The 25087-nt window shown below is 42.8% G+C and carries 26 protein-coding genes; 13 read left to right on the top strand and 13 right to left on the bottom strand.

The window, feature by feature from the left end:
• Positions 1 to 9 precede the first annotated feature (9 nt).
• From AC23P2_RS07520 to AC23P2_RS07510, 3 genes are all read right to left on the bottom strand, one after another.
• Positions 10 to 1092 carry a GHMP family kinase ATP-binding protein gene (locus AC23P2_RS07520; RefSeq protein ID WP_487772614.1) on the bottom strand — a complete coding sequence of 361 codons (1083 nt, stop codon included), beginning with the start codon at positions 1090 to 1092 and terminating at the stop codon, positions 10 to 12.
• A gap of 20 nt (positions 1093 to 1112) precedes the next feature.
• The gene (locus AC23P2_RS07515) at positions 1113 to 2333 is read right to left on the bottom strand and encodes a sugar MFS transporter (RefSeq protein ID WP_028525555.1); all 1221 of its coding nucleotides are present in this window, start codon (positions 2331 to 2333) and stop codon (positions 1113 to 1115) included.
• A 120-nt stretch (positions 2334 to 2453) separates the two neighbouring features.
• Positions 2454 to 3218 carry an SDR family oxidoreductase gene (locus AC23P2_RS07510; protein ID WP_487772613.1) on the bottom strand — a complete coding sequence of 255 codons (765 nt, stop codon included), beginning with the start codon at positions 3216 to 3218 and terminating at the stop codon, positions 2454 to 2456.
• A gap of 78 nt (positions 3219 to 3296) precedes the next feature.
• Here AC23P2_RS07510 and msrB point away from each other — a divergent pair, with 78 nt between their 5' ends.
• Complete coding sequence (msrB, locus tag AC23P2_RS07505; RefSeq protein ID WP_487772612.1) at positions 3297 to 3773, top strand: peptide-methionine (R)-S-oxide reductase MsrB; 477 nt, start codon at positions 3297 to 3299, stop codon at positions 3771 to 3773.
• Position 3774: 1 nt separating this feature from the next.
• Here the strand turns inward: msrB and AC23P2_RS07500 are convergent, their stop codons facing one another.
• Positions 3775 to 4146, bottom strand: coding sequence for a VOC family protein (locus AC23P2_RS07500; RefSeq protein ID WP_487772611.1), 372 nt, complete (start codon positions 4144 to 4146; stop codon positions 3775 to 3777).
• Between the two features lie 89 nt (positions 4147 to 4235).
• Between AC23P2_RS07500 and AC23P2_RS07495 the strand changes: the two genes are divergently transcribed.
• Positions 4236 to 4652: a hypothetical protein gene (locus tag AC23P2_RS07495; RefSeq protein ID WP_487772610.1), complete on the top strand. Its 417-nt coding sequence runs from the start codon at positions 4236 to 4238 to the stop codon at positions 4650 to 4652.
• A gap of 63 nt (positions 4653 to 4715) precedes the next feature.
• On the opposite strand, the gene AC23P2_RS07490 is transcribed toward AC23P2_RS07495, so the two are convergent.
• Both AC23P2_RS07490 and mutY read right to left on the bottom strand, forming a co-directional pair.
• Positions 4716 to 5189, bottom strand: coding sequence for a single-stranded DNA-binding protein (locus AC23P2_RS07490; RefSeq protein WP_487772609.1), 474 nt, complete (start codon positions 5187 to 5189; stop codon positions 4716 to 4718).
• Positions 5190 to 5255: 66 nt separating this feature from the next.
• On the bottom strand, positions 5256 to 6320 hold the full coding sequence (gene mutY, locus AC23P2_RS07485; RefSeq protein ID WP_487772608.1) for an A/G-specific adenine glycosylase: 1065 nt from the start codon (positions 6318 to 6320) through the stop codon (positions 5256 to 5258).
• A 176-nt stretch (positions 6321 to 6496) separates the two neighbouring features.
• On the opposite strand from mutY, the gene AC23P2_RS07480 reads away from it, so the two are divergent.
• The 5 genes from AC23P2_RS07480 (at position 6497) to AC23P2_RS07460 (ending at position 11324) form a co-directional block, all read left to right on the top strand.
• Positions 6497 to 6781: an HU family DNA-binding protein gene (locus tag AC23P2_RS07480; protein WP_028525548.1), complete on the top strand. Its 285-nt coding sequence runs from the start codon at positions 6497 to 6499 to the stop codon at positions 6779 to 6781.
• Positions 6782 to 6825: 44 nt separating this feature from the next.
• Entirely contained in the window at positions 6826 to 7671 is an 846-nt protein-coding gene (locus AC23P2_RS07475; protein ID WP_487757826.1) for a tetratricopeptide repeat protein, read from the top strand.
• Positions 7672 to 7909: 238 nt separating this feature from the next.
• Positions 7910 to 9469: an Rne/Rng family ribonuclease gene (locus AC23P2_RS07470; protein ID WP_028525546.1), complete on the top strand. Its 1560-nt coding sequence runs from the start codon at positions 7910 to 7912 to the stop codon at positions 9467 to 9469.
• 110 nt (positions 9470 to 9579) lie between these two features.
• Complete coding sequence (locus AC23P2_RS07465; RefSeq protein WP_487772607.1) at positions 9580 to 10086, top strand: hypothetical protein; 507 nt, start codon at positions 9580 to 9582, stop codon at positions 10084 to 10086.
• Entirely contained in the window at positions 10086 to 11324 is a 1239-nt protein-coding gene (locus AC23P2_RS07460) for an S-adenosylmethionine:tRNA ribosyltransferase-isomerase (RefSeq protein ID WP_487772606.1), read from the top strand. The genes AC23P2_RS07465 and AC23P2_RS07460 overlap by 1 nt, the downstream gene beginning before the upstream one ends.
• Positions 11325 to 11411: 87 nt before the next feature.
• Here AC23P2_RS07460 and AC23P2_RS07455 read toward each other — a convergent pair whose 3' ends face one another.
• Positions 11412 to 12203 carry a hypothetical protein gene (locus tag AC23P2_RS07455; protein WP_487772605.1) on the bottom strand — a complete coding sequence of 264 codons (792 nt, stop codon included), beginning with the start codon at positions 12201 to 12203 and terminating at the stop codon, positions 11412 to 11414.
• Between the two features lie 80 nt (positions 12204 to 12283).
• Between AC23P2_RS07455 and AC23P2_RS07450 the strand changes: the two genes are divergently transcribed.
• On the top strand, positions 12284 to 12781 hold the full coding sequence (locus AC23P2_RS07450; RefSeq protein WP_487772604.1) for a DUF6265 family protein: 498 nt from the start codon (positions 12284 to 12286) through the stop codon (positions 12779 to 12781).
• Here the strand turns inward: AC23P2_RS07450 and AC23P2_RS07445 are convergent.
• Complete coding sequence (locus tag AC23P2_RS07445) at positions 12758 to 13651, bottom strand: phosphodiester glycosidase family protein (protein ID WP_487772603.1); 894 nt, start codon at positions 13649 to 13651, stop codon at positions 12758 to 12760. The genes AC23P2_RS07450 and AC23P2_RS07445 overlap by 24 nt on opposite strands.
• A 54-nt stretch (positions 13652 to 13705) precedes the next feature.
• Here AC23P2_RS07445 and AC23P2_RS07440 point away from each other — a divergent pair, with 54 nt between their 5' ends.
• The 3 genes from AC23P2_RS07440 (at position 13706) to AC23P2_RS07430 (ending at position 16282) form a co-directional block, all read left to right on the top strand.
• Complete coding sequence (locus AC23P2_RS07440; protein ID WP_487772602.1) at positions 13706 to 14263, top strand: YcxB family protein; 558 nt, start codon at positions 13706 to 13708, stop codon at positions 14261 to 14263.
• A gap of 337 nt (positions 14264 to 14600) precedes the next feature.
• Entirely contained in the window at positions 14601 to 15374 is a 774-nt protein-coding gene (locus AC23P2_RS07435; RefSeq protein ID WP_487772601.1) for an alpha/beta fold hydrolase, read from the top strand.
• Between the two features lie 74 nt (positions 15375 to 15448).
• Complete coding sequence (locus tag AC23P2_RS07430) at positions 15449 to 16282, top strand: lysophospholipid acyltransferase family protein (RefSeq protein WP_487772600.1); 834 nt, start codon at positions 15449 to 15451, stop codon at positions 16280 to 16282.
• Between the two features lie 43 nt (positions 16283 to 16325).
• Here the strand turns inward: AC23P2_RS07430 and AC23P2_RS07425 are convergent, their stop codons facing one another.
• Positions 16326 to 16706, bottom strand: coding sequence for a co-chaperone GroES (locus AC23P2_RS07425; protein WP_487772599.1), 381 nt, complete (start codon positions 16704 to 16706; stop codon positions 16326 to 16328).
• Positions 16707 to 16727: 21 nt separating this feature from the next.
• A complete protein-coding gene (locus tag AC23P2_RS07420) occupies positions 16728 to 17276 on the bottom strand; it encodes a tetratricopeptide repeat protein (protein ID WP_487772598.1) in 549 nt (182 codons plus the stop codon).
• A 244-nt stretch (positions 17277 to 17520) separates the two neighbouring features.
• Between AC23P2_RS07420 and AC23P2_RS07415 the strand changes: the two genes are divergently transcribed.
• Positions 17521 to 18708 carry an acyl-CoA dehydrogenase family protein gene (locus tag AC23P2_RS07415; RefSeq protein ID WP_487772597.1) on the top strand — a complete coding sequence of 396 codons (1188 nt, stop codon included), beginning with the start codon at positions 17521 to 17523 and terminating at the stop codon, positions 18706 to 18708.
• Positions 18709 to 18823: 115 nt separating this feature from the next.
• Positions 18824 to 20485 (top strand): ArnT family glycosyltransferase, encoded by a 1662-nt coding sequence (locus AC23P2_RS07410; RefSeq protein WP_487772596.1) that lies wholly within the window; start codon positions 18824 to 18826, stop codon positions 20483 to 20485.
• Here AC23P2_RS07410 and AC23P2_RS07405 read toward each other — a convergent pair.
• From AC23P2_RS07405 to tilS, 3 genes are all read right to left on the bottom strand, one after another.
• Positions 20482 to 20976, bottom strand: coding sequence for a dihydrofolate reductase (locus AC23P2_RS07405; RefSeq protein ID WP_487772595.1), 495 nt, complete (start codon positions 20974 to 20976; stop codon positions 20482 to 20484). The two genes, AC23P2_RS07410 and AC23P2_RS07405, sit on opposite strands and share 4 nt — an antisense overlap.
• Positions 20977 to 21199: 223 nt before the next feature.
• Complete coding sequence (locus tag AC23P2_RS07400) at positions 21200 to 23521, bottom strand: OmpA family protein (RefSeq protein WP_487772594.1); 2322 nt, start codon at positions 23519 to 23521, stop codon at positions 21200 to 21202.
• A 145-nt stretch (positions 23522 to 23666) separates the two neighbouring features.
• Positions 23667 to 25001, bottom strand: a complete 1335-nt coding sequence (gene tilS, locus AC23P2_RS07395) for a tRNA lysidine(34) synthetase TilS (RefSeq protein WP_487772593.1) — start codon at positions 24999 to 25001, stop codon at positions 23667 to 23669.
• Positions 25002 to 25087: the final 86 nt, after the last annotated feature.

Raw genomic sequence — 25087 nt, 5'->3', positions numbered from 1 at the left:
ATTACTCATTTATTGCTTTTCTATTCTTGTGCCTTCGTCGATGTAGATAATGTAAGGGATACCGCCCTCGCTTTTAATGGCTTCGGCAACAGCTTCAGGATTTTCGGGGGCGTACATAAACATGCAGCCACCGCCGCCAGAACCGTTGATTTTACCACCCAATGCTCCCGCATTCATGGAAGCTTCTACCATGCGGTTTATTTTGTCGGTAGAGGTGCGCTTGTGGTCGCGTAAATTGGCAAAGTGGCGGTACAATAACTGTCCAAATTGTTGGTCGAACTGGGGAGCCGTACCGTTTTGGGAAGCCAACATCAATCGTTTTCCTTCAATTAAAATATCACGGTCTTCGAGGTTTGCCTTCAACAATCCAAATTCATCCAAACTCAAATGAGCCTTATAATCATCGGCTTGGGCAAGGGGAGTGGTAAAGATGGAAAACGATGGGTCAACCTGCTTTACTTTGGCAATGATGGCTTCCATGCCATAACGACAACGCGCCAAAATCCCAAGGGTATCTTTGGGTTGGAGTGAATCCCCGAGCACAAAAGCACCTAATTTGGGTTGGAGACCTTCAACGTGGATTTTTGGAACAGATTCTAAATAAATTACATTTCCGATTGCGGTCGAATAATGATCCATCATTCCACCAGGTTCGCCAAATTCGAGCACTTCGGCTTCGTTGGCGATTTCGCCCAGTTCTTTTGAGCTTAATTCTTTGGAATTATCGGCTAATCGGGTCAAAAAGTTGGCCCATGTCACAATCAAAGCCGACGAACTTGAAGTGCCCGAATTGATGGGAATATTGCCGTGAATATTCACTTCAAAACCTTGTCCAAAGACAAAACCACGGCGACGAAGTACGTTGATGGTACTTCTAAAATAATCACGTTCTTTTACGTAAGGAAGAGGCTCTTCCAATAAAAAAGCCTCTTCTTCTTTCAAATCAGGGAGGTGCAGGCGAACCATATCGTCGCTGCTTTTGCCCCCCTCAATGCTTATTCGTCTTGAAATCGCCGCTGCCACAACGGGCAACCCAAGGTAATCTTGGTGTTCCCCAAATAAGCAAATTCGGCCTGGTGTTGATATTTTCAAAATCGTAAATGTTTTAAGAATTACCAGCTACGTTTTTTGTAACCAATCAATGAATAATACAAAAGGAAAGCGTAGAGGGGTAAAAGCATCCAGTAAGCTTGCTGTGTGCTGTGAATCGAATCGGCTAATTTTCCGTAAACGAGCGGTAAGATGGCACCTCCTGAGATACCCATAATCAATAAGGCTGAACCGATTTTGGTAAATTTGCCAAGGCCATCCAGCGCAAGTGGCCACATGGCAGGCCAAACAAGAGCGTTTGCAAAACCTAAAATGGCGATGCAAATAACTGACGTAAATCCTGTGGTCATAATGGCCAATACCGTTACGATGAGCCCTAAAATGGCCGATACTTTCAAACAAGTACCCTGAGAAACGTATTTAGGAATCAGCACAATGCCAAGACCGTAGGCCGCAAGCATGAGCCAGAGGGTATAAGTTCCAAAGGTACTTGCTTCGCTTTCGGGAAAACCAAGCGAAACCCCGTAACTAATGATGGTATCACCCGCAATTACTTCGGCACCTACGTAGCAAAATAAGGCAATGACCCCCAAAACTAGGTTAGGAAATGCAAAAACACTGTTGTGCTTGGCGGTCGCCGTTTTTCCTCCTTCGTCTTCTTGTTCTTCGCTCACTTCTGGAAGACCTTTTGACATTTTGATGACAACCGCCAACACCACAAGCACGGCCGTAAGAATCATGTACGGCACTTCTACTTTTTGGAGTTCATCGGTTGGTGCGGCTGCTGCGCCACCTGCTAAAAGCAACCCGCCAAAGGTCCATTGGCTAATGATACCCGCAAGTTTGTTGGCAATTCCTAAGAAACTGATGCGTTGGGCGGCACTTTCACGCGGGCCGAGAATCGTTGCATAAGGGTTTGAAGCCGTTTGGAGTAACGTCAAACCTATACCAATGGTAAATAAACCAACCAAAAATAGTGGGTACGAGGCGATTTGGGCTGCTGGAATAAAAATAGCGGTACCAACGGCCATGATGGCCAATCCCAATGACATTCCATTTTTGAAACCTGTACGTTTCAACACTTCCGACGAAGGAATCGCCATCAACGTGTAAGAAATGAAAAAGGCGAAGGTAACAAGGTAAGAGCTGGTGTTGTCCAAGCTAAAGGCTTTCTTGAAGAAGGTGATGAGTGTACCGTTTACCCAAGTAACAAACCCGAACACAAAAAACAATAAACCAATGATAATCAACGGCCCTACGTAGCTTTGATTTTGTTTTGACATGAGAAATAGGAGGTTTAGAAGGTAAATTCAGCCCCGAAAAAATGAAAAAAAACGCGGGATTAAAAATTTATGTTAAGTTATTTTTAAATTATTTTAAAAAATGATAAAACTAGAATGCTGCTAAAAACCATATACTGTAAAACCACCGTCAACGGCTATTATCTGTCCACTAATATAACTAGCGGCAGGAAGACATAAAAAAACGATGGCATTGGCTACCTCTTCGGGTTGGCCTACTCGCTGCATGGGCGTTCGGCGTAAAATGTCGCTTAATGCCTCTGGATTAGATAAAACCGACTCCGTCAGTGGGGTAGCAATGTACCAAGGCGCTACGGCGTTGACCCGAATATGGTCTTTGGCCCATTCACAGGCCAAATTTCTGGTAAGTTGGTTCAACGCACCTTTGGTCATTCCGTAAATAGAACCGCTGCGTAAGGAGGTTAATCCCGCCACCGAAGTTACATTGACGACACAGCCTTTGGCCAATTGCAAGGTTGGATATAGGGTTTTGGTTAATACAAAGGCCGAGCGGAGGTTGGTGTTAAGAATTAGGTCATATTCATCGTAGGAATATGAATCAGTGGGTTTACGGATGTTTGTCCCCACATTATTGATTAAAATATCAAGTTTTTTCCAATGGGTTTGAATAAATTGGCCGAGTGATTCGATGGCCTCCGTGTTTCCCAAATCAAGAGCAAGGCCCGTTACAGGAAAACCTTGCTCTTGATAATCACTAACTTGTCGGGATACTTCCTCTGCGTTTCGGGCTACGAGCAAAACCTCAGCACCCATTTTAAGAAGAAGCTGGACCGTGGCGCGTCCTATGCCCTTGGTTCCGCCCGTTACGAGGGCGCGTTTTCCACCTAATTGCCAGTCGTTAAGCATTTTTGATATTATGTAAAACTTTCGATTAAATTGGTACGTTAATATACACATAGAAAACAACCAAATCGCCTATCACCTATGAACCGTCGCTCATTCATTCACACACTTATTGGTACATCGTTAGTGAGTCCACTGGCTTTTTCGCAACAACAATCCCAAGACCTCAAACGGGTGGTCAAAACGGATGCGGAGTGGAAAAAAATCCTAACGCCTATTCAGTTTTACGTAACCCGCCAAAAAGGGACAGAACGCGCTTTTACAGGGCCTTATTGGAACAACAAAGAAAAGGGCGTCTATAAGTGTGTTTGTTGTGGAACGCCGTTATTTGCCTCCGATACCAAATTTGATTCTGGAACGGGATGGCCAAGTTTTTATGCCCCAATTAGCAAAAAAGTGCTCAAAGATGAAAAGGACAAAAGCTTTGGGATGGAACGTGACGAGGTAATATGTGCCGTTTGTGATGCGCACCTCGGGCACGTTTTCGACGATGGCCCTCGACCAACAGGACTTCGTTATTGTATGAACGGGGCGGCGTTGTCGTTTGATAAAAAATAACCTAAGCCCGCGAAAATAATTCAATCCAATACCCGTCGGGGTCAACAACAAAAATTTGTTGAATGCCGTCGGGACGAGGTTTGGGTGGGCGAAAAGTTGCTTTCATACTTTGTAAATGATTTTCCCAAGCCTTGAGGTCTTCAACCTCGAGCGCAAAGTGATTGCTACGGGAGCCTGAGACAACTTGCTCAGTGCGAATTCCGATTAAGTGCAATTCTTGGTGTGAACCAATTTGAAACCAAGCCCCAGGAAAATCGAAAGCGGGGCGTTCTAATTGGGTCATTTGTAGGGTATTTGAATAAAATTGGCAGCTTTGAGCAACGTCAGCGACGTACAATGCTACGTGATTGATCTCTTTAATACGTAAATTCATGGATATCTATTCCAACGTTTTTTGGTCGTTTCTCGTCTTCGTTACAGTAGCAAGTAAGGTGCTTGCGTTGGCAAAAATCGAATAAAGTTATGAGAAATGCACTGATTTTGTGCTTGGGTCTGATGGTAGGTTGTAAGTCGGAAAGCGTAGATTCGTTGACGCTAGGAAGTGATTTTCCTCTTACGACAAAACAATCAGTTCAGGTAAGTGATGTCCAATTGGCACTAACTGGCGTTCAAGATAGTCGTTGTCCGAAAAATGTACAGTGTGTTCGAGCGGGGGAAGTGGTTGTTGATTTGGCGCTAAATGCCCAACAAAACGTAAAAATGTGCTTAGGTGACTGTCAGGTGGTAGGTCGTAAGACGTCTGTTACGCAGGATTCATTAGAGGTGACGGTCAACCAGCAGAAGTATTTACTTATTCTAAGGCAGGTTACGCCAGAGTCTAGGACTGAGAAAGTACCAAATGATCAATATCAGCTTCAAATGCAAGTGCTGAAAAAGTAGTTTTTGGGAATCTAAACCTCCCGAAAGTTCAAAACTTTCGGGAGGTTGTGTTATGGCGAAACCTTAAAAAGGCAAGTCATCATCTCCGCCTCCTAAATCTGACGCAATAGGCGTCGTAGGTTTAGGCTGAGGAGCAGGGCGAGGCGCAGGTGCTGATTGTTGTGGCGCGCTGTAGCCAGACGAATTATCGTCGTTATTGTTTGAATTACGACCTCCAACGAGCGTCAATGTAGTTCCACGAACAGTTTTTCCTTCGCGTTGCTTTCCTTCTTTGTCCACCCACGTTTCTGTACGAAGTTTTCCTTCAATATAAACAGTATTTCCTTTGCGTAAATACTGCTCGGCGATTTTCGCCAAGTTATCCCAAAGCTCAATCCGATGCCACTCTGTTTGTTCTACACGTTCGCCGCTGCGATTGGTATAACTCTCAGAGGTTGCGATGTTAAAACGTGCTACTGCTGAGCCATTTTCGAGATGACGAACCTCTGGGTCACTTCCCAAATTGCCCAATAAAATTACTTTGTTTACTCCAGCCATTGTTATAAAAAGAATTGTAAGTTACAAGCCAAAACTGCAAGGTTTGAAGCCATGCAGATGACAAATTTACTCAAAAAACTGCGCTTTCCAATAGGTCGAAACCAAGACGGGCTTAGGAAGTTCGTCGATTTCTGACGCTGTAAAAAATCGAAGCGAGGGAGGAAGTTCCAAATCAAAATCCGTTGGGAGTGCTACTTGCCAAAACCTCGCTTGTATGCGCTGATGGGTGAGAATATGCGTAATTGTTTCGCTGGGTTGGGAGACAACCGACTGAGAAAGTGCTTTTTGTAAAAATGAAGGCAGAGGAAGCGAATCAAGGGTTTCGTCCGAATGTTCGGTTTCAACCAAATAAAAATCATAGAGTTGCTGCCAGATGTCCCGTTCTGTACGCAGGTTCATGGCCAATTGTCCATCTTTCATCAAAATAAAATAATGAAAATGCCGCACCCGTACCTTCGTTTTTTTGAGTTTTACGGGCAGTTGGGTAACTCTACCCGTGAGATTAGCTTCACAAACGCCCTGAAACGGGCACAACAGACAATCGGGCGAGGTAGGCGTACAGTGAACAGCCCCAAATTCCATAATGGCCTGATTGTACAAGGCGGGTTGTTGAGTAGAGATGAGTTCAGCGGCAAGTTGGGCAAACCTTTTTTGCCCTTGAGAACTGGCAATGTCAAGGTCAACGCCAAATACCCTCGCAAGCACTCGATATACATTTCCGTCCACCACGGCGACGGCTTCGTCGAAGGCAAAAGAAGCAATGGCAGCGGCAGTGTAAGGGCCAATTCCTTTGAGTTTTAACAGCTCATTGTAGGTGTTCGGAAATACCCCATTGAGTTGATATGCAATGTGTTTGGCTGTTTGGTGGAGGTTTCTTGCTCGTGAATAATACCCTAAGCCCTGCCATAGGCGTATTACCTCTTGTTCGGGTGCGTTGGCAAGGTCAGTGATTGTCGGATATGTGCTAACAAATCGGTCATAATAGGGTAATCCTTGAGCGACGCGGGTCTGCTGTAGAATGATTTCAGACAACCATATATAATACGGATTTCGTGTTTGTCGCCAGGGCAAATCACGGTGTTGGTGGGTGTACCAACGGATGAGGGTTTCAGCAAAAAACTTGTTATTCAATGAATTCGGGAGTTTTTTTTTCAAATTAAGACAGAAAAGATTTTCAAAATTAGTCGAAAATGTACTACTTTTGTGCGCTCAAATTAGGCCGTTCGCTTATCAACACATCGGCTTGGTAGAATTTTGAAACTAATTTCCAAAGAATAACAATTTTATAACCTTAAAGTTTAATAAAAGTGACGAAAGCAGATTTAATCGCAGCAGTTGCCGACCAAACCGGCATCGAAAAAGCAAACGTTTCTGAAACAGTTGAAGCGTTTTTCTCAGTAGTAAAAGATTCATTAGCAAAAGGCGAAAATATTTATGTCCGTGGGTTCGGTAGCTTTGTAAACAAAAAACGTGCAAAGAAAGTAGCTCGTAACATTTCTAAAAATACGGCTATTGTTATTGATGAGCATTATGTACCAAGCTTCAAGCCAGCTAAAGTATTTGTAGAGCAAGTAAAAGGCTCTGATTTGTAATCTAAGAAGTAAAGTATTGTTGAAAGATTTAAAGGTAACGTGCAATGAATCGCTCCATCTTATTAGTAATTGTGTTTGCGACTGTGCTCACTGGTGGGCTTTATAGCCTTCCAAAAGTTGTGGTAAATACCAAGGAGCGTAAGTTGGTTGAGGGGAAAGAAAGCACTAAGACAAACGAGACCGAAGCTCCTAAAGAGCGTGCTTCGAGCCCGACAGAACATAGTGCACCTTTGACATCTGAGCAACAAAGCACTGTCAATAAGTTACTTCAACAATATACCTCAACAGCAGATTCAAAAGCAAAATCGACTGCGGCACTTCAATTGTCAGATTTTTATTCTCAGATTAGAAAATTTGATAGTGCAGCCAAATACGCCGAAAATGTGGCACTTTTAGTGCCCACAGAAGCCAATTTGTTGCGCGCAGGTGACCGTTATTACGATGCGTTTGGGTTTGCTGTTGACAATCAAAAGTTAGCAAAATTGGGGGAGAAAGCCCGCGAGTGGTACCAAAAAGCCCTCGATAAAAATCCAAATCTGCTAAATGTCAAAGCGAACCTAGCCATGACTTATGTATCGACCGAAACGCCGATGCAAGGAATCATGATGCTCAGAGAAGTTTTGGCCGCCGACCCTACCAACGAAGTAGCGTTGTTTAATTTGGGATTGTTGTCAATGCGTTCAAACCAGTATGAAAAAGCAGTAGAGCGTTTTCGCCAACTGTTAAAAGTGCGTCCTGAAAATATGAAGGCACGTTTCTACATGGGAGTCTCGTTGGCACAGACAGGCAAAAACAAAGAAGCGTTAGAAGAACTTTTAATCGTAAAGGAAAAAGAAAAAGACCCGACCATTCAGGCTGCAATTGCTGAACTGGAAAAAGAGCTAAAGTAGTGGTTGTTAGCTATTTACGATAAAAGCCTTACAACAGAATCATTCAATTTTTTAATAACATTTAAAACATTTACGATTATGCCTTGCGGAAAAAAAAGAAAGAGACATAAGATCGCTACGCACAAACGCAAAAAGCGCCTAAGAAAGAATCGTCACAAGAAGAAATAATTTCTAACTCCAAAACCAAGGTAAAAATGTGCCTTGGTTTTTGGTTTTCACCCTCTATCCTTACATAACATTGAGTAGCGAATTAGTCATTAGTGCCTCGCAAAAAGGTACCCGCATCGCTCTCTTGCAGGAGAAGCGACTCGTTGAGTACCAAGTAGAGGAGTCGGAAAGTAGTTTTACGGTTGGTGACATTTATTTAGGTACCGTCCGAAAACTCGTGACTGGCTTGAACGCTGCTTTTGTTGACATTGGATACGAAAAAGATGCCTTTCTGCATTACCACGACTTAGGCCCTAACGTCCAATCTTTAAATAAACTGACCAAAGATGTGATTGCTAAACGCCTCACATCGGGGAAGTTGAATAACTTTAAGATGGAGCCAGAGATTGATAAGCTCGGCAAAATCGATAAAGTACTCGGAAAAAACCAGCCCATTTTGGTGCAGGTTGTCAAAGAGCCTATTTCTACCAAAGGACCCCGACTTTCGTGCGATATTTCTATCGCAGGACGGTACGCAGTGCTAGTTCCCTTTTCTAATTCGGTCAATATTTCCAAAAAAATTACGGATAAGACCGAACGAACACGTCTTCATAAGTTAATGACTTCGGTCAAACCAGCCAATTTCGGCATTATTGTCCGAACTGTGGCCGCCAATAAAGACGTGGAGGAGTTGGATAAAGACATTCAAAACTCCATTAGAAAGTGGGAGCAAGGAATGAAAGCCTTGAGTGAGGCCAAACCACGCGACCGTATCATTGGCGAAATGAACCGTGCGTCTTCTATCATGCGTGATATGCTCAACGATACGTTTGATAGCATCACGGTTGATACCAAAGAGATGTACGACGACATCAGGGACTTTATTCATACGATTGCTCCCGATAAAGAAAAAATTGTAAAACTTTATTCGGGCAAAAGCAAATTATTTGAACAAGTAGGTCTTGAAAAGCAGATTAAGTCATTGTTTGGACGCTCAGTGAGCCTTCCTGGTGGAGGCTATCTGATTGTAGAACACACAGAAGCGCTCCATGTAATTGATGTCAACAGCGGTAACAAGTCCAACAACGAGGAAAGTCAGGAAGATACTGCGCTTCATACCAATACCGAAGCCGCCAAAGAAATAGCCCGTCAGCTTCGCCTTCGCGATATGGGCGGTATTATTGTGGTGGATTTTATTGATATGCGTAAGCCAGAGCATAAAAAAGAACTGTACGACGTAATGAAAGCCGAAATGAAGGCTGACCGTTCTAAGTTCACGCTCTTGCCACTTACGAAATTTGGTTTAATGCAAATCACGCGTCAACGGGTTCGCCCAGAATTGAACATCGTCACGCGGGAGGTTTGTCCAACTTGTAATGGCGCAGGAACTATTCAGCCTAGTATTTTGATTTCGGATATTATCGAAAACAACCTCGAATATTTGTTGACCAAACAAAACGAAAGAAAGGTGTCGGTAGCCCTTCACCCGTACTTGCACGCGTACTTTACGGCGGGATTCCCGTCGCCCCGACTCAAATGGTTCTTTAAATATAAATCATGGGTTAAACTCTTAAAAGATAGCTCGCTGCCGATTACTGAGTTTAAGTTTTATGATAAAGATGGCGAGGAAATTGAAATCGCCACCACTTGATTCTTTTAAAAACATGTTTAAAGGGTTAAGAGTTATTAGTTTAGGTAAACGAACCAAAACTAATAACTTTTGACCCTTGATAGTTTAAATGGTGTCTCACTGAGTGAAATATGAAAATTACAACTTTTGCTATTCGCGTTTGGCGGGTATTTTCAATGATAACGGTTTTTGGGGCTTCGATGTACAGTTATAGCCTGTTTGGACAAGAGGTGGGGGTGCATTTTAATGCCCTTGGACAAGCCGATGAGTTCATGCTCAAATCTGATATATTTTATATTTTGGTAGGTTTGATTTTAACCAACAATGTGTTGCTTCTGTCGGTTGGTCGGGCGTTGCTGAAATTGCCTTCAAACGTGTTGCCGATTCCAAATCAAACACTGTGGGCTGAACATCGCGAAGAGTTGAACGAGCATATTCAGAATTGGATATATAGTTTGGTGGCCATGATAAATACGTCGATTGCACTGACGATTTTTGCGTTGGCGACTGTGAATAATGAATTCAAATTTAAAATCGGCGATTTTAATGGATTGTTATACCTAATCGTTGGATTCCTTCTTGCGATTGTAGTGGCCTTACCGATTCGCCTTTTGATGAAACCAAGCTCGAATGATTAATGACCTTGCCCGAAATTCTTCTTGCCGACTACGAGTACGATTTGCCCGACGAAAAAATTGCGCGGTATCCCGTTGAGCAACGAGATACGTCAAAACTAATGGTGTATCGAAAAGGTGAAATCTTACACCGACAATTTACGGATGTGGTCAACTATTTGCCGCCGCAAAGCTTTTTGGTCTTTAATAATACGAAGGTGATTCCTGCTCGGGTATTTTTTACCAAACCAACAGGGGCGCTGATTGAAGTATTTTTATTACATCCCGAAGCCCCCACTAGGGTCATCAATGATGCCATGCAGCAAACCACCCACGCGGTTTGGAGTTGCATGGTGGGAAATAAAAAAAGATGGAAAGCCCATGAGACGCTTCAGTGTGATTTGTTGATTAATCAGCTTACCGTCACAGTCTTTGCCGATTGGGCAGACATTGAAAAAAACTGGGTGAATTTTCGTTGGGAAGTTGCCGATTCACAGCCCGAACCAATAGCGCTTACTTTTGTTGAAATAATTCGTGCATTGGGAGAAATTCCACTGCCACCGTATTTGAACCGAAAAACGGAAGCACAAGACCTCGAAACATATCAAACGGTTTATTCAAAAATTGAAGGTGCAGTAGCTGCACCCACGGCAGGATTACATTTTACTGAGCAGGTTTTTGAAAACTTAGCCAATGCAGGAATAACCCATGATTTTGTGACACTGCACGTGGGCGCGGGTACTTTTCAACCCGTGAAAGTGGCCAATGCCATCGAGCATGCCATGCACGCCGAGCAGGTAGTTTACCGACGAGCGTTTATTGAAAATCTTCTTGTCCATCTGGACGGAATCGTCGCAGTTGGGACTACCTCCATGCGTTCACTTGAAAGCCTGTATTGGTTTGGGGTAAAACTTTGGGAAAACAAGGCCGAAGTTCAAAATGGGTTTTTTATTGAAAAATTGACGCCTTATCTGGACTATACTTCCTTACCTTCGGCGGAAGAGTCTTTGCGAACCATTTTGGCGTACATGGAAGACCATAAATTAAATGAGGTAATTGGTGAAACCGAAATTATGATTTTCCCAAGTTATACCTTCAAACTATGCAAAGGGTTGATTACAAACTACCATCAGCCTAAGTCAACGTTGATGTTGCTCGTTGCCGCTTTTGTCGGGCCAAACTGGCGTACAATTTACAACGAAGCCCTTGCGACCGACTATCGCTTTTTAAGCTATGGCGATTCTTCATTGCTATTGCCGTAGTGTGGCTCAGGTTTCTCAAAACCTGAGCAAATGCAATTCTCCGTGCTTCTGGTTTCTCAAAACCAGAAGACACACGCAGGAGGGGAGCTACTTGATACGAGATTGAATGACAAAGTTGTCGTTTCGGGTAATTCCCCAAACGACAACTTCTTTTTTTTGGGTTCGGTCAATAGCGAAGCCCTGCCCTTCGCTGGGAGTTGAAATCGTTTGAAGATAAACTAGCGTCGAGCCTCTTTCAGGAAGTTGGAGTATATAAAGCTCGGGCTTGTCATGGCCTGTGCAATACAATTTTCCGTCAGGCCCCCATGTCCCTCCCGATGTACTTTTGGGCGCAAAAGATTGTAAGAGAAATTCGGGGAACCCCCATGATGCAACTTGTTGCCATTGGGGAGTGAACTTAACGAGAGTCGTCCAGCGATTGTCGCGGCCTCCGTCTGAATTTTTGTCAGAATAGTTGGCAAAAGCCACCCACCAATGCCCTTCGTGAAAATCAATCCAAGTAGCCGAGCCAGGGAAAAGTCCAAAACTGTGAGAGTCGATGTGCGTCAGCGTATTTTTGTCAAATACCTCAATAGAACTACTCATGGGTTTGTTGGGGTAATTGGAGTGTGCACAATACAGACGATTACCAATAATCAACCCACTGTTGAGGTGTTTGAGAATACCCGTTGAGTCGCTCCACGTTTTTACTAATTTTCCGTCGGTTTTTGTATGTTTTGAAATGGAGGTATTGTTGATGACGTAAAAAAAAGCAGCATCAACCGCGACTCCCTGCTTGGCTTCTTTGACCTGAAAACGAATCACTTCTGTAGCTTTCTGCGTTTGTGCCCAAAGCCCGTGTGCCCATAAGGTAAGAAATAGAAAAAAGTATGTTTTCATTTTCAAATGATGTTCTGAAAGTATTTTTTTTGACCTGCCGCCTTATAAGGGCAATACACATACATTCTAAATAACATTTTATGCGATTTTTTACTTCTTTACGCGCCGTTTTGTACGTTTTATTTTTGGGACTTTTGAGTTTTGGTGCTCAGGCCCAATCAGGCGCTTTGTCGGATGTTGCTTTTATGAAAGGTCATTGGTTGGGTACGTTTAACGGAGGTCCAATTGAAGCATTTTGGGCAGCACCTGCGGGCGACAACCTAACGGGCTTCATGCGGATGATGAAAGACAACAAAGTAACCATGTACGAAATGTTGGTTTTTGAGCAGACGGAACAAGGGCCTATCGTTTTGGTGAAACATTTTAAACCAGGTTTGGTAGCAATGGAAGAAAAAGAGATTTCGGATCGCTACCGTTTTATTGAGGCTAAAAAGAACCAAGCATTGTTTGAAAAGTCGGATGGAGCCGTTCGGATTATTTATGAACTTAGAACCCCTAATCAATTGGTCATTCAAAGGGGAAAACAAGAAGGAGGTAAATGGGTTTTTGCTGATTTATTTGTTTTTGCGCGTCAATAATTTCAAAATAAGGGCGTTGCTTACAGAACGCTCACCTTCATGGTCAAATTTTTTATTATCGCTGGGGTAGTTTACTACCCCTTTTTCTTTGAGCCATAAAGTGGTTGAACCACCGCCGTCGAGATTGAGGGCGGATGAACAGCCAAGCTGGCGAGCCAAGAAAGTAAGTTCCGACAAATTCATGCCATAGGATTCGGCTGTTCGACCATCGACTGTAATCAAGAGTGTTTTACCCGATTTGGTTGTACATACACACGAACGAGGGTGGCGGTTGTCGTTGAAAGCATTTTTCGGTAAAACTTCGTCTTTGTTTTCCCAGCGCAACAAGGGACCTGACAGCATTATATTATTATAAGGTAGAAGATATTCCCACCCCACCAAAGGTTTTCCCCGTAAAATTTGAATTTTTTTTTTATCGACTGCAATTCCTGCCTGACCATGAAAAGCAGCTTTTGACCCTTTCAAAGCGCGGGTTGTATCAGGAGTTAGGCCATTTATTTTGATAAAATCGACCGAACCACCGTTTTTAACGTCAAAAAATCCCCCGTTGATGGCCACAAAAGCGTCATTTTCTTGGGCAAGTTGACTTGTTTTTCGTAATTGTCCTCTTTTTTTATCTCGTTTGTTCAACGAATCAGCGGTGATAATCTCCCAAACAAATTTCCGAGACTTTCGAGAAACTTCGACAATATTGATACTTTGGTTGGCTTCAAACAACTCTTTTTGCTGAAAATGAGCGTATTTCCAAATGACACCTTTGGCGAGTGTCTCCGTTTTCCAGGGAGCATTAGCAAGTGCTAATGAATCTTTGGTGGTTTGTGCCGATACAAACAGTACATTTAGGCAGAGCAAAAAAGTTAGCCGTTTCATTTTATTTTCTAATTTTGCGAGTCTTTAAAATATCAATCGAATTATTCTTCAAATATGGCAAAAGTTCCGGTTAATAAGCACCAGCCAATGTATCAAATGCCTACTTCACCATTATCGGTGAAGACCAAAAAGTTTGCACTGGACAAAAAAGAGTATGTACGTATCGCATTGCGCCAAACGTGGGAACAACAAAAGATGTGGGTACTTCTTCCGTTGGGTCTTTTGTTAGTGAATGCCATTTTGGGAATCACGGGTGTGTATCCTAACATTTGGGTGTACATCGTTATTGTTCTTGGAGCAGCACTTTACGTAGGTTTTTGGTGGGTTCAATTTACAGGGGTTACTCAGTTAGAACAATATAAACAATTGTTTGAAAAGTATTTCTACGAAATTGATAGTCGCCAAATTTTAGTAAAAATTAACACCAAAGAAGGTGGTGTGATGCAATGGGACCAAATTCAGAGTGCGTATAAAGACAAAGAAGCGTATATCTTGGTTATGTCTCGCGGGCAGTTTTTGCATTTCCCAACGTCAGCCTTCAATTCTGAACACGACTTGAAATTGTTTGAGCGTATTTTGAAACAAAAGAATTTGTTGACAGAAACTAAATAAAGGTTGTTGACATCGAACAAAAAAAGTGACTGAATTTCCTCAGTCACTTTTTTTGTTTTAAAAAATGAAAAATTAAAATGCAAAAGAAGAATCAAAAAAGTGCAATTTTGTTATGTTTGCATACCGTAAGATAAATTGTAGTAAAGGCTTTATTTACAAACAGTTGGCTATTTTGACTTTCGGATAGAAAGTGTGGTACTATTCCTTGTTTCTGAAAATAGTATAAAAACATTGAAAAGAATTATTCTATATTTGCGTTATAGACGTGCAAAAGTCAGCCAAATTTTTTTATTTTTCCTTTGATTTATCCCATAAAAACGAATCTTATCCTTTGATTATGAGCTACTTGATTAAAGAATCCGACGGTTATCGCTACATTGATGAAGGCCAGGGAGATGTGCTATTGCTGTTGCACGGTCTTTTTGGCGCATTGAGTAACTGGGATGGGGTAATCACTCATTTTAGCAAAAACTACCGTATTATCATTCCGATGCTCCCTATTTATGAAATGAGCCCGCGCGAAGCAGGTTTGGAAGCACTGGTAACTTTTACGGAAGGATTTGTGGCTTCTCAAAAATTGACGGACATGACACTGATTGGAAATTCACTCGGTGGTCATATTGCTATTCTATATACGCTTACTCACCAAGACCAAGTAAAGCGTTTGGTGTTGACTGGTAGTTCGGGATTGTTTGAGAATGGGATGGGAGGGTCGTATCCTAAGCGGGGAAGTTACGAATACATTTCGGAGCGCGTGGCCTATACTTTTTATGACCCGAAGGTAGCGACGAAAGAATTGATTGATGAAGTGTTTGAAACGACATCAAGCATTCCTAAGTGCATGAGCATTGTCGGAATTGCCAAATCAGCACAGCGAAACAATGTCGCCAAAGATTTACACAAAATTCAAGTGCCAACTTTACTTGTTTGGGGATTGAATGATACTATCACGCCGCCGCACGTAGCACACGAGTTTAATCGACTCATTTCAAAATCTGAATTACACTTCATCGATAAATGTTGCCATGCCCCCATGATGGAACATCCAGAACGTTTTAACGTATTGCTGGATCAATTCTTAGTGGAGAATCCCGTGGCTGAGTTAGCCTAATTTTTTCTAAGTTAGCACAATACAAAGTCGTCAATGGGGTAATAGCTGTTGGCGACATTTTACTTTTATTCAATATGGCTTCCGAACGACCTATTTCTCGGTATAGTTATTTGCCTAAATGGCTTTCGTGGCTCGATTTTTTAGGGTTTCTTGAAAAAGACCCTTTTGGTAATTCGTTGTTCATTAAACGATTACTGATTTCAGGAATTGGCTGGTTTACTTATTGGCGATTTACGGTAGTCAACAAAACGGTGATTGAAGGCATTGAGCACCTTGAAAACCTTCCCGACAATAATGTCCTTTTTCTGTCGAATCACCAGACGTATTTCGCGGATGTTATTTCATTTTACCATATTTTTTCGAGCGTAAAGTGGGGTTTTAAAAGTACCATTGTTCCGCCATTATACCTGATGGCACCTCGGGCCAGAAGTTATTATGTGGCGGCTAGTGAAACCATGAAGGCGGGTATAGTTCCCAAATTATTTGGCTTAGGTGGAGCGCTGACAGTGGAGCGCTCATGGAGAGCAGAGGGAAAAAACGTAAAAAGAGAACGTGACTCAAAAGCAGGTGATAAAGTGTATCAAGCATTGGGGCATGGTTGGGTGGTTAGTTTTCCGCAGGGGACTACCAGCCCGTATGCACCTATCCGAAAAGGAACGGCGCACTTAATTCTAGAAAACAACCCGATTGTCATTCCAGTGGTTATCAATGGTTTCCGTCGTGCTTTTGATAAAAAAGGATTGCGTTTTAAAAAGCGTAACACGACTTTGACCGTTCGTTTCAAAGCGCCAATTGAGTTTGATCAATCAATGTCGGTAGAGGAGATGGTTGAGCGTATCCGCAAGGAAATTGAGCAAGAAATTCCCTACGATAAAATGAAATGGATGCAGGGAGAAGAGGAAGGGTAACTGCCTACTTCTCAAAAACATTGAAAAGCAGGCAGTCGCAGTTTTAAGTAAATAAATCTTCGATGCGTTCGAGCATCAAAATTGATGCCTGTGGGACAATGACGTATTTCTCATTGTTAAAAACTACCTCAATTGCATTTCTCTGAAGGTAAATGGCAACATCACCCTCCTGGGCTTGAAGCGGCATATATTTTACTTTTTCTTCAGTTTCTTTCCATGGCTCATCATCGGTGGGGGTTGGGATGGGGTAGCCAGGCCCAACTTTGATTACATAGCCACTTTGAACTTGTTCTTTTTCGGTAACGGTTGGAGGTAAATACAAACCTGTCGGGGTCTGATCTACTGGATTTTTAGGACGAATCAACACGCGGTCGCCCACGACGATGAGGCGTTTTAATTTGTTATCGGAGGTGATTTCGAGCATAGGTCGATTTATAATAAGTTGTTATATTTTAATACTTCGTCGAAAGGGTGGTTTACTGAGCACAAATGCGGCATCTTCATCCCCAAGTTTGACGGCTTTTTGGAGGTCTTTCTCCGCTTGTGAATGTTGGTGTAATTTGAGTCTAGCCAAGGCTCGCCAACGCAACGACTCGGGTTCTTCCCCTCTGGAGAACCAGACGGCTTTGTCAAAAGACAAAAACGCATTGTCAAAATCTCCCAGTCGAAACTGCGTTATACCTCGGTCAAGGTGAACATCTGGGAGGGTGTTGTCAAAACTAATGGCCTCCGAAAAATCGTACAAGGCCGAGTACAAATTGTCTTCCTTTAAATTGCACTTGCCACGGTAGGCATAAGCTACTGCCGATTTTCGGTGGGTCTTTAACGCTTCGTTAAAAAAATCAAATGCTTTGCTATACTCTTGACGTTGAAAGAGTTCGATACCTTCGGAAAACCGCTTTTTGTCCTTTTCGCTGGGTGTGTCGTGATCGGTGAGGTGATACCGCATCACCAAATACGGGATAAAAAGTAAGATAAGTAGTAAGGTTTCCATACGGAATCAAGGTGTCAAGTATGTATCAAATTTACAATTTATTAACGCGGATTTTAGAATTTGGGTTTAAGGAATGCAGAAAAATTCCACCAAAACTTATAAACTATGTACCTATAAATGACGTTTGTTGTTTGATTATCCTTGACGCATTGTGGTTTTGGGTTGATTTTGTGGTATTTTTGATGCCAATTCTTCATTAACAAAGCAACTTAATTTTGTCACGCTAAACACCTGTCCAAAAATCATGAGTACTACTTCCTCAACATCGACAAGCTACACAGATTTTTATCAAATTGATGATTTACTGACCGAAGAACATATTCTTGTCCGTGATGCGGTTCGCCAAATGATGGCGCGCGACGTGCAACCTATCATCGAAGAGTATGCCCAAAAAGGAGCTTTCCCCGCCCATTTGATTAAGAATTTTGCAGAAATTGGCGCGTTTGGTCCAACCATCCCTGTTGAATACGGCGGAGGAGGATTAGACTATATTTCGTATGGATTGATTACCCAAGAAATTGAACGCTGTGATTCGGGTATGCGCTCGACGGTTTCGGTACAAAGTTCGTTGGTGATGTGGCCTATTTATGCCTATGGCTCAGAAGAACAGCGAATAAAATACCTGCCAAAATTAGCCTCGGGTGAAATGATTGGCTGTTTTGGTTTGACCGAGCCCAACCATGGTTCTAATCCTGGAGGAATGCTAACTCGTATTACGGAGGCGGGCGATCACGTGATTCTTAACGGGTCAAAAATGTGGATTACCAATTCTCCCGTAGCAGATATTGCGGTGGTTTGGGCTAAAAATGAACAAGGTCGTATTCAAGGGTTGATTGTGGAACGCGGTATGGAAGGGTTTACTACACCCGAGATTCATAATAAATGGTCGTTGAGAGCGAGTGCAACGGGCGAGTTGGTGTTTGACAATGTAAAAGTTCCGAAAGAAAATATTTTACCAAACGTCGATGGGCTACGTGGGCCGTTGGGCTGTTTGGACAATGCCCGCTACGGAATTGCGTGGGGGGCGATTGGGGCAGCCATGGATTGTTACGAAACTGCGCGTCGCTACGCGCTTGAGCGGGTTCAGTTTGGGAAGCCCATTGGAGGGTTTCAATTACAGCAGAAAAAATTGGCCGAAATGCTTACCGAAATCACCAAAGCGCAATTGGTGGCGTGGCGATTGGGAACATTGAAAAATCAAGGAAAAGCAACGACAGCCCAAATTTCGATGGCCAAACGTAACAATGTGGAAATGGCTTTAAATATTGCACGCGAGTCTCGACAAATGCTTGGAGGCATGGGTATCACGGGCGATTTTCCGATGATGCGCCACATGATGAACCTAGAGTCAGTCATTACCTACGAAGGTACGCATGACATTCATTTGTTGATTCTAGGAAATGAAATAACTGGAATACAGGCATTTAAGTAACAATTTCAAAAACCATATAAGACATATAAGAAAAATGTATGATTTAACTGCGCGCGAGCACTTATAATCCCTTATATGTCTTATATGGTTCAAAAATAACCCACAAATCTAAATTATGAATTACAATCGTTTATTGCCATTTGCGGCATTGCTGGTGGTGTATTTAGTAGGAGCATTTGGTGTTGATATTATGGATATTGATGCCGCTCAATATGCCTCCATTGGTCGCGAAATGGCCGATAATAACGAATTTTTAGAAGTACAATTCCGAGAAAAAGACTATTACCTCGATAAACCCCCGTTGCTTTTTTGGGTGACAGCGATGATTCTCAAAATCTTTGGGGCGACCAATTTTGCGTATCGTCTAGTGCCTATTCTTTCTACCTTATTGGGAATTTACGCCATTTATCGTTTTGCCAAATTATATTATTCAGAGCAAACGGCCTACATTGCCGCCTTGGTAATGGGGAGCTGTCAGGCATTTTTTTTGATGAACCACGACGTTCGTTGCGATACATTGTTGACCAACTGCGTCACAGTAGCCATCTGGCAATTGGCTGAATACCTAAAACACCGAAAATGGTCTCATTTTATAGGAGCATTTGTGTTTGTAGGATTAGGAATGTTGGCCAAAGGACCCATCAGCGTCATTGTCGTTGGGGCTGGTTTTTTTGTTGATTTTGCGCTAAAACGTCAATGGAAAAACATTTTTGACCCTCGCTGGCTTATCGGAATCTTAATCGTCGGAATCGTTTTGGTGCCGTATTGCATTGGGTTACAACGTCAATACGGTTCACACGGTTTGTACTTTTTCTTTTGGGAACAAAGCTTTGGGCGGATTACGGGCGAGAACGAATGGAACAATAGCCCAGGTTTGTTTTTCCAATCGCACAATTTCCTTTGGAGCTTTTTGCCTTGGGTTTTGGCTTTTACTCCAGGATTGGTTGATTTTATTCGAGAAATTATCCGCAATAAATTCCGCCTAGACGCCTCACAGGAAGCCATTTCTTTGGGTGGTTTTGTGTTGCCTTTTATGGCGCTTTCCACCGCACAGTACCAACTTCCGCATTATACATTTGTGGTTTTTCCGCTGGGAGCCGTTATCACAGCGCGGTACTTGAGCAAGCTTATTGAACATCCTTCAATTGGCGCATTTCGTTGGGTAAAAATTGCTTTGATTGTAACAACTTGTGTTATGGGATTGGCCATTCTGATTTTGTCAACGTGGGCTTTCCCGCTCGAAAATATTTTTTTGATCATCGTTTTTGGGCTGTTGGCAGTACTGATTGTTCAGCTGTATAATAAAAAACGCCCTGCATTTTCGCAGCTCGTTTTTGCGCCATTACTCACCGCTATCGCCGCAAACTTGGTGATGAATGGTCATTTTTATCCATCCCTTTTACGTTATCAAACAGGTTCGGTCGTTGGGCAGGAAGTGGCAAAAATACACAAAGCCGAACTCCCAAATTTTGTCATTTATGACTTAGCACCCGAGGGGGAATATAACATTTTTCACAGTGCTTTGGACTACTACACAAGCCGAATTACCCCCGTGATTCGTACGGAATCTGCCTTGAAAAACGAAAGCTCAAAACAGCCTAAACTGGTCTATACAGATGAGCAAGGATACACGTCCATTAAGGCTTCTGGCAGCGCTTTTGAAGTGGTGAACCAGTACCAAAATTTTCACGTGACGGGCTTAACTTTGCCTTTTTTAAACCCAGCAATGCGCGCTACGGAGACTCGCCCGAGGTATTTAATTCGGGTAAAATCTTAATGCTTTCTTTCGTAAACTAAGAACGCGTACGAATACAAATGTGACGAGTCGGCAGGAAATTCTTGCCGACTTTTTATATGGAAATCGGTTTCATTGAACGCAGGAAAAAACGCATCTCCTTCAAAAACGCCGTGCACCAAAGTGAGGTGAATGCAGTCGGCCAGTGGAAGTGCTTGGCGAAAAATTTCTTCACCACCAATGACAAAAACTTCCTTATCGTCTTTACAATGTTCTAGTGCTTCTTCCAAACTACTGACCCTTTCAAAACCTTCGTCAAGGGGGAAATCTGCTTGGCGGGTAATGACAAAATTTCCTGCTTTGGACCAAAGTCGGTCGGGTGTATCATAACTTTTTCTGCCCATAATCATTCGACAACCTTCCGTAACCTTAAAAAAATTAGCCCAGTCATTGGGTAAATGAGGCCAAGGAAGTCGGCCTTTTAATCCGATAGCACGGTTTTCTGACATGGCGGCAATGAGTGAAATTCGCATCGAAAATGGGTTTAAAATCGTTTGGTAAAACGCAGTAAAGTGTAAAAACTAACAGTGTTCAAAAATAGAGTACTTGTAAAGTAAAGTAATGTAATAAGCTGATAATAAAACGAATGGTGCTTTATTTTTATATATAAACAAAACGGCGAGGCAAAATGTTGCCCCGCCGCTTGCTTCCTGTACTTAACTAACACTTTTTTATCTTTGTGTCTCAATCGAACGCTTATTTGCCAATGGCTTCTTCGCCTGTTCCTTTCACTGACAAAATCTTAAATTCAGTACGGCGGTTGAGGCGGTGATCAGACTCATTACAATCTATTCCGTTGCTACAATCATTGACAAGTTCAGACTCTCCGTAGCCGCGTGCTTCCAAGCGAGAAGGTGTAATTCCTTTGCGAACCAAGTAATCAAAAGCAGCTCTGGCGCGGCGCTCTGACAAGCGTAGGTTGTAGGTGTCGCTTGCGCGGCTATCGGTAAACGAGCGCAACTCAATCATCATCGTTGGGTACTTTTTCATTAGCGCAACTACCTTGTCAAGTTCGCGGGCAGCTTCGGGGCGGATGAAGAATTTATCAAGGTCGTAGTAGATGTTATCAAGCGTAAAAACGTCACCCGTTCCATACATACTCAAGTCGCTTTCTACTACTTTGCGTTTGTTTTTCTTGTTTTTGTTGATGGGCTGTTCGTTGGTAGCCAACTCATCACCTTCAGCGCGCAAGGCATAGTTTCGGTTAGGATCAACCTCAAATTCATAGCCACCATCTGGCCCTGTTACGACGGTTTTTTCCTTGCCTGTTTTTTCATCTTTTAGCGTCACTTTTACTCCCTCCTGAGGAGCTTGATTTACCTCACGTTTTACTGTTCCACGGAGAATGGTGTTTTCGCTTTTGTTGAGATAAATCGATACACTCATTTGCGGTTTCGACGACTGGGTCATCGTTGAAAACAATACGTTGTTGGTGGCATATCCTTCTTTAATTGCCTTGAAGTCATAATCCGTTTGGGCTTCTAGGCAGATTTTAGTTGAGCCATCAATTCCCGTTTGTTGAATGTCTTGGTTCGAGCCATTTTTTACGATTCGTACGTCAGCGCCTTCAATGGGAGCACCCGTTTTGGCATCATATACTAGGATGTCGAGTGGGCGGCAAGTTCGACGGAAACTGTAAAGGTTGTCATCAGAAACACCTTTGGCACGGTTCGAACTAAAATAACCTGTACCACGGTCTTTGTCGGTGATCAGACCAAAGTCGTCTTTCTCAGAATTGATAGGAGCACCTAGGTTTTGAACGCCTTTGTAGGCAATTCCGTCCTTCAATTCGGCGTAAAAAATATCAAGTCCACCCAAGCCTTCGTGGCCATCAGAGGCAAAATAAAGATTGCCACCGCTATCAATGAACGGGAACATTTCGTTGCCTTCGGTGTTTACTTCTTTTCCAAGGTTGACAGGTGTACTCCACTGGCCACCGTTGTATTCAACCACGTAAATATCGGTGCCGCCGTAACCACCTGGCATGTCAGAAACGAAATATAATTTAGTATCGTCGGGAGAAAGTGCAGGGTGACCGCATGAAAAGTCGTTGTTGTTGAAAGGCAGTTCTTTCACATTTCCCCAGTCTTTGTTCTTTTGGTCAGCGATGTAAAGTTTCAATTTATTTACGCCGTCGCTACTCTTCTTTGCTTTGCCGCTATTATAGTTGTTGCGGGTAAAGACCACTTTGGTATAATCTTTGAAAAAAGAAGCAGGCCCTTCGTGGTATTTTGTATTGAGCGTACGGCTAAATTTCTCAGCTTTGGTGGTTGGCAAAGGTAAATCTTCACTTGCCGAAGTTTCTGCTAAGGTGCCCGAATTGCCATCTTTTGAAGCACCACTCAAGGAGGCCGTTGTGTTGCGATATACCTCACGAACACCTTTTAAGGCCGAAGTATCAGGCGCAAAATACAAATCTAAAAATGGTGTCTGGTTCCAGTTGAAAACGCGCTTGATAACGCCTGATTCGGCACGGGCGGAAACAAATACCAAACCACCTTTGTAATACATGGGGCTAAAATCAGCCTGACGTGAGTTTACGGGGAGGTATTCTACCCGATACATGGCCGAATCTTTGTAAAAACGATTCATGTCCATGTACGTGACCGTAAACTTGCGTCCTCGTAAGTCGGCCGATTGTGCCTCTGCGTATTTGCTGTACATACGCTGCGACTCGCGGTATTTGCTGTTGCTGGCGAGTGCCTGTGCGTAGTAGAGATAATTGCGGCTGTCGGCGTCAGGGAATTTTTCTACCAATTCCGCATAAATACGTTCAGCATTTCGGGTGTCTTGAAGACGCCGATAGCTGTAAGCTAATTTTTCGAGCGCTTCTTTTCGCTCGACGGGGTCAGCTTTTTTGTCATTTCGAATAAACTCTTCATACCCACGCACTGCGTCGGCATAACTGTAGTCGTCGAATGCTCTATTGGCCGAGCGTAGTCGGGCACTTTGGGCGAATAAATTGAGCGTTAGCAGGGTTAGAGCAAATCCCAACGCCATTTTAACTACGGTTTTCATTGTGTGTTATTAGTGTTACAGTAGCAGGAAAACAGGATTTCGCAAAGGGTACTCCAAATACTGTGCCAAAAGAAGTTTGCAAAGAGGCTAATTTACAGAAAAATAAAAAAAATATTTTTTAATGATATGTGTAAATATTTGTTTGTTAGGTGTTTGCGTTAAATTGAAATACACAAATTGTTGAACTGTTTTCCTGTGCTTTGTACCGCTCATCAACGCGATAGCCCACCAGCCAAACAATGTCATTGGCAGATTCCAGTACCCATACCTTTGATTTTAGGCTACGGGGAATTTTAGAATCTATTAAAAAGTCACTCACTTTCTTTCGTTTTCCTTTCATTCCCGACGGGCAAAACCAATCGCCGTTTCCCCACGGTCTGAGCCGTAAAGGGAAGGTTAGTTTGTCAAAGTCAAGGTGGGCCATTTGTGCAGAACCAAGAGGGATTTTTTCGAGCGAGTTCAATTTATGCCATTGTAGTTTTGCCTTTTGAAATGTTACTTCACCCGAATCAGCGGTAAGCAAAATAGGAGAGGGGACAGCAGTAGGCAGTGGGGTAATGAGCCAATGGAGGCGATCATTGACCAATTGATGCGAAGCAGATAAAAATTGTTTTCCAACCGACTGGTTTCTTTGCTGCCAAATGAGAACAGCTTGCGTGTAAGAAAAGCCATATTCTGCCAAATGGTACATCAAATGTTCTGTCGGGCTACTTACATTTTCAAGAACCGCTTTGTTCAGCCACACGGCGTCGTTTTTTGTTGATACAAACAGGCGAGTGGTAGCGTCAATACTTTGTGCCACTATTTTTTCTACCTCTTGTACTCGTTCAGCCATTTGAAAAGCGGTCGCCGCTATTTGTGGATTAATGTCACGAAGAACTGGAATCACATCATGTCGTAGCCGATTTCGCACATAATCGACCGAAGTATTGGAGCTGTCTTCTCGCCAAGTAAGTTGTTTCTCAGTTAGAAAAGCGTTAATTTCTTTTCTTGTCGCAAACAATAAAGGCCGGACAATGAGGCCATTTTTGGGAAGAATACCATGAAGCCCCGCCAATCCCGTTCCACGGGTAAGGTTGAGTAAAATTGTTTCTAGCACATCGTCTTGGTGGTGTGCGGTCAGAATAAAGTCATATTGGTATTGGGCTCTTATACTTTCAAACCAATTATAACGCAAATGACGGGCGGCCATTTGGGTCGAAATTCCTTTGTCATCGGCGTATTTTTTGGTTTGAAAGCGTGTAGTATAAAAAGGCACTTGATAGGTTTGGGCAAGGGATTTGACAAAATGCTCGTCTTGCTCTGATTCTTCTCCGCGTAACTGAAAATTGCAATGGGCAATGCCGAATGAATAACCTGCATCGTGGCAAAGCTGGGAAAGTACGACGGAGTCTATGCCACCGCTCACTGTCAGCAATAGCCGATTATGGTGGGTAAAAAGTGCTTTGTCCTGGATAAATTGTTCAAAGGCTTGCTGCATACTACAAATGATTAAAATGACGGAAGCAAAGGTAAATGAGATTTGGCTATGAATCTTCTTTGTACCTAAACGCTCATTTTTTATTA

The organism is Runella sp. R0.1_18 (assembly GCF_057652155.1).
The sequence above is the reverse complement of the archived record's forward strand: the minus strand, read 5'-3'. Positions and strand labels throughout refer to the sequence as shown.